We start from the raw sequence: 4,144 nt of genomic DNA on the forward strand, positions 1-4,144 counted from the left end.
CGTTAAGCGGGTGCAAATGTACAACAGTTTTTTAAACCTGCAACACTTTTTAAAAATTTATTTCAAAATATTTTTAAGAGCGTTTTTTTGCTTTTTGATTCAATTTTCATTGCTTCGTTAAGCGGGTGCAAATGTACAACAGTTTTTTAAACCTGCAACACTTTTTAAAAGTTTATTTTCAAGAATTTTAAAGATCGTTATTTGCTTTTAAAAACATCTTACGTTGTTTCTGTAAGCGGGTGCAAAGATACATTGCTTATCCACTTCTACAAATAAAAGATAGCCTTTTTTTAAAGTTTTTTTAACCTGATTAGCTAAGTAGTTGATTTGTTTTAATTTAATACAGAAATTAAATCCACGCTTTTTATTACCCCTTTATACCTTAATATATATACAATTTTTGGTCGAATTACTTTGCGTTAGGGATTGAGTCTTTGTTGGAGCTCTTTTTAAAGCTCCATAGCTTTAAAAAAGCGACTGACGAAAGCCTGCCCTTTTCTTGTTTTTTCTACAAGAAAAGAGAACGCCCACATAAAAGACATGGGGGCCGCTGCGCTAAGAGATATTAAATTTTAAACCTAAGGAGACACTCCCCCCTTTCTCTTACACAAACAAGCCATATTAATTGACAATTATAAACTAATTATAGCATGTTGGTTATTTTCAAGGAAAACTAAACCCTTGTATATTGTGAGACTTTTAAAACAGTAGTATCTTTGTTACTTAATAAATTACTTTACTATGATACGCATTACCTTACCGGACGGAAGTGTAAAAGAATTTGATGCTGGCGTTACTCCCATGGATGTAGCAAAAAGCATAAGCGAAGGGTTAGCTAGAAATGTTATTTCGGCTTCCTTTAATGAAGAAACCGTAGAAACCAGCACGCCACTTACTGAAGACGGCAGCCTTGTTTTATATACATGGAGAGATGATGAAGGCAAAAAAGCCTTTTGGCATTCTTCTGCCCACATTCTTGCACAGGCATTGGAAGAATTGTATCCTGGTGCTAAACTAACAATTGGACCGGCTATTGATACAGGGTTTTATTATGATGTAGATTTTGGTGAGCATACTGTTTCGGAAAAGGATCTCCCTGCCATCGAAAAGAAGATGTTAGAAATTGCTCGTGGAAAGCATGAGTTTTCTATGCGAGAATCTTCTAAAGCCGACGCATTAGATTATTATAAAAAGCAACATAACGAATATAAGGTTGAATTAATTGAAAACCTTGAAGATGGGACCATCACTTTTTGTGATCATGATACGTTTACTGATTTATGCCGTGGCGGCCACATTCCTAATACCGGTATTGTAAAAGCCGTAAAATTGATGAGTATCGCTGGCGCATATTGGCGTGGTGACGAAAACAATACGCAATTAACACGTATTTACGGCGTTACTTTTCCGAAGCAAAAAGAGCTTAAGGAGTATCTTGCTTTATTAGAAGAAGCCAAGAAGAGAGATCATAGAAAGCTTGGGAAAGAACTTGAATTGTTTACGTTTTCACAGAAAGTAGGTCAAGGTTTGCCATTATGGCTTCCTAAAGGCGCTGCTCTTAGAGAACGCTTAGAGAACTTCCTTAAAAAGGCTCAGAAAAAAGCGGGTTACGAGATGGTTGTTTCTCCGCATATTGGCCAAAAAGAACTTTATGTTACGTCTGGTCATTACGCAAAATATGGAGAAGATAGTTTTCAGCCTATAAAAACACCAAACGATGATGAGGAGTTTTTATTAAAACCGATGAACTGCCCACATCACTGTGAGATTTACAATAGCAAACCTTGGTCTTATAAAGATTTACCGAAGCGTTTTGCTGAGTTTGGAACGGTTTACCGCTACGAACAAAGTGGTGAATTACATGGCTTAACTCGTGTACGTGGATTTACACAGGATGATGCACATATATTTTGTACTCCAGATCAATTGGATGAAGAGTTTAAAAAGGTTATAGACCTTGTGTTATATGTATTCGGCTCACTAGGATTTGAAAACTTTACTGCGCAAGTATCATTACGAGATCCTGATAAGCCAGAAAAATATATTGGTGCTCTTGAAAACTGGGAGAAAGCTGAAAATGCAATCCTAAATGCTGCAAAAGAAAAAGGATTGGATTATAAAGTTGAAACTGGCGAAGCTGCTTTTTACGGCCCCAAACTAGACTTTATGGTGAAGGATGCCTTAGGTAGAAGCTGGCAATTAGGTACTATACAAGTAGATTACAACTTACCTGAGCGATTTGAGTTAACTTACAAAGGCAGTGACAATGAGCTACACAGACCTATTATGATTCACCGGGCTCCGTTTGGTAGTTTAGAGCGATTTGTAGCCATTTTACTAGAGCACACAGGGGGTAATTTCCCTTTATGGCTTATGCCCGAGCAAGTTGCTATATTATCTTTAAGTGAAAAATATGAAAAATACGCTCAAAAAGTTTTAAATTCGCTTGAAAATAACGAAATTCGCGCCCTTGTTGATAACCGAAATGAAACCATAGGGAAGAAAATTCGGGAATCTGAAATGAATAAAATACCATATATGCTCATTGTTGGTGAGCAGGAAGAAAAAGATGGTACAGTTTCGGTACGGAAACATAGCGACGGAGATATAGGAAATATGACCGTTGAAGAATTTTCTGAATTAATTAACAAGGAAATTGAAAATAATATTGTAGATTTTAATGTTTAACCATAATAATTTATAGCCATAGCAATACGAAGAAAAAGAAGTAGAGGCCCAAGAAGGGTCATAAAAGAAGATCAACACCGAATCAATAAGAAGATTCGGGCAGACGAAGTACGCCTTGTAGGCGACAATGTGGAAATGGATGTATATCCAACCAACAAAGCATTGGAAATCGCACAAGAAATGGGACTGGATTTAGTAGAGATATCTCCTGATGCCAAGCCTCCTGTTTGTAAAGTGATGGACTACAAGAAATTTGTCTACGAGCAAAAAAAGAGAGAAAAAGCTTTAAAAGCAAAAGCTTCAAAAGTTGTTGTAAAAGAGATCCGTTTTGGTCCAAATACCGACGATCACGATTACGAATTTAAGAAGAACCACGCAGAGAAGTTTTTAAAAGATGGAGCGAAACTAAAAGCATATGTCTTTTTCAAGGGACGATCCATCATATATAAGGATAAAGGAGAAATATTATTATTACGCCTTGCTCAAGATCTAGAAGAAGTTGGTAAAGTAGAACAAATGCCAAAACTAGAGGGTAAACGAATGATTATGTTCCTTGCTCCTACTAAGAAATCGAAATAACACGCTTCGATTCCGATCATCTTCCAGGACAGTAAAGTGTCTTGGTTTTTGTATGGAAAAGCGTTGAAAATAAAGTGAAATAAATAGATAAAAGAAGCAGACATGCCAAAACAAAAAACAAAATCCAGTGCTAAAAAGCGATTTAAAGTTACCGGTACTGGTAAAATTAAAAGAAAGCACGCGTTTAAAAGTCATATCTTAACAAAGAAGTCTAAAAAACGTAAGCTTAAATTGACTCATGATGGTTTAGTTGATAAAGCAGATGAGAGCAATGTTAAGCAAATGCTTCGTATGAAGTAAACCGCTTAACCGGTTAAAACAAATTATTTAAACCCTGGAGTATGGCTACTTAATGTAACCAAAGTGTCTAAATGACCGCCTGCTACAAAAAACAATTAAAATTATGCCAAGATCAGTAAATTCAGTTGCTTCAAGAGCCCGAAGAAAAAAGGTAATGAAGCATGCCAAAGGTTACTTTGGAAGACGTAAAAATGTATGGACGATTGCCAAGAATGCTGTTGATAAAGCAATGCAGTATTCGTACCGCGACCGTCGTGCAAAGAAGAGAAATTTTAGATCCTTATGGATCACACGTATTAATGCTGGCGCACGCCAACATGGGATGTCTTATTCAAAATTTATGGGACAGTTAAAAGCTAACGAAATCGAATTGAACCGAAAGGTACTTGCAGATTTAGCAATGAACCATCCTGAAGCTTTCAAAGCAATTGTAGAGAAAGTAAAGTAAATTTATAAACTGTATTTATTTCACTATACAGAAAGAGCCGCTCTAATTGAGCGGCTCTTTTTTATTATATCCTTTAATAATAAGAGAAATTACATCTCACTTTTTAAGGTTTGCTTTTATTTAACGTAA

The 4,144-nt window shown here is 36.0% G+C and carries 4 protein-coding genes; all 4 read left to right on the forward strand.

Going from position 1 to position 4,144, the window contains the following annotated elements; all coding sequences use genetic code 11:
* The first annotated feature begins 741 nt into the window (after nucleotides 1-741).
* The 4 genes from thrS to rplT all read left to right on the forward strand — a co-directional run bounded on the left by thrS (nucleotide 742) and on the right by rplT (nucleotide 4,015).
* On the forward strand, nucleotides 742-2,688 hold the full coding sequence (thrS, locus tag AACZ92_RS16100; RefSeq protein WP_339703591.1) for a threonine--tRNA ligase: 1,947 nt from the start codon (nucleotides 742-744) through the stop codon (nucleotides 2,686-2,688).
* A 60-nt stretch (nucleotides 2,689-2,748) separates the two neighbouring features.
* On the forward strand, nucleotides 2,749-3,267 hold the full coding sequence (gene infC / locus AACZ92_RS16105; protein WP_339703598.1) for a translation initiation factor IF-3: 519 nt from the start codon (nucleotides 2,749-2,751) through the stop codon (nucleotides 3,265-3,267).
* 102 nt (nucleotides 3,268-3,369) lie between these two features.
* Nucleotides 3,370-3,567 (forward strand): 50S ribosomal protein L35, encoded by a 198-nt coding sequence (rpmI, locus tag AACZ92_RS16110; protein ID WP_117160460.1) that lies wholly within the window; start codon nucleotides 3,370-3,372, stop codon nucleotides 3,565-3,567.
* Between the two features lie 103 nt (nucleotides 3,568-3,670).
* Nucleotides 3,671-4,015, forward strand: a complete 345-nt coding sequence (gene rplT, locus AACZ92_RS16115; RefSeq protein ID WP_339703595.1) for a 50S ribosomal protein L20 — start codon at nucleotides 3,671-3,673, stop codon at nucleotides 4,013-4,015.
* Nucleotides 4,016-4,144: the final 129 nt, after the last annotated feature.

Source organism: uncultured Marixanthomonas sp., from assembly GCF_963974425.1.
GTDB lineage: Bacteria > Bacteroidota > Bacteroidia > Flavobacteriales > Flavobacteriaceae > Marixanthomonas.

Bases quoted from the DNA above. Each gene is read 5' to 3' on its own strand.
- thrS (WP_339703591.1), top strand. From the start codon at position 742: ATGATACGCATTACCTTACCGGACGGAAGTGTAAAAGAATTTGATGCT.
- rpmI (WP_117160460.1), top strand. From the start codon at position 3,370: ATGCCAAAACAAAAAACAAAATCCAGTGCTAAAAAGCGATTTAAAGTT.
- rplT (WP_339703595.1), top strand. From the start codon at position 3,671: ATGCCAAGATCAGTAAATTCAGTTGCTTCAAGAGCCCGAAGAAAAAAG.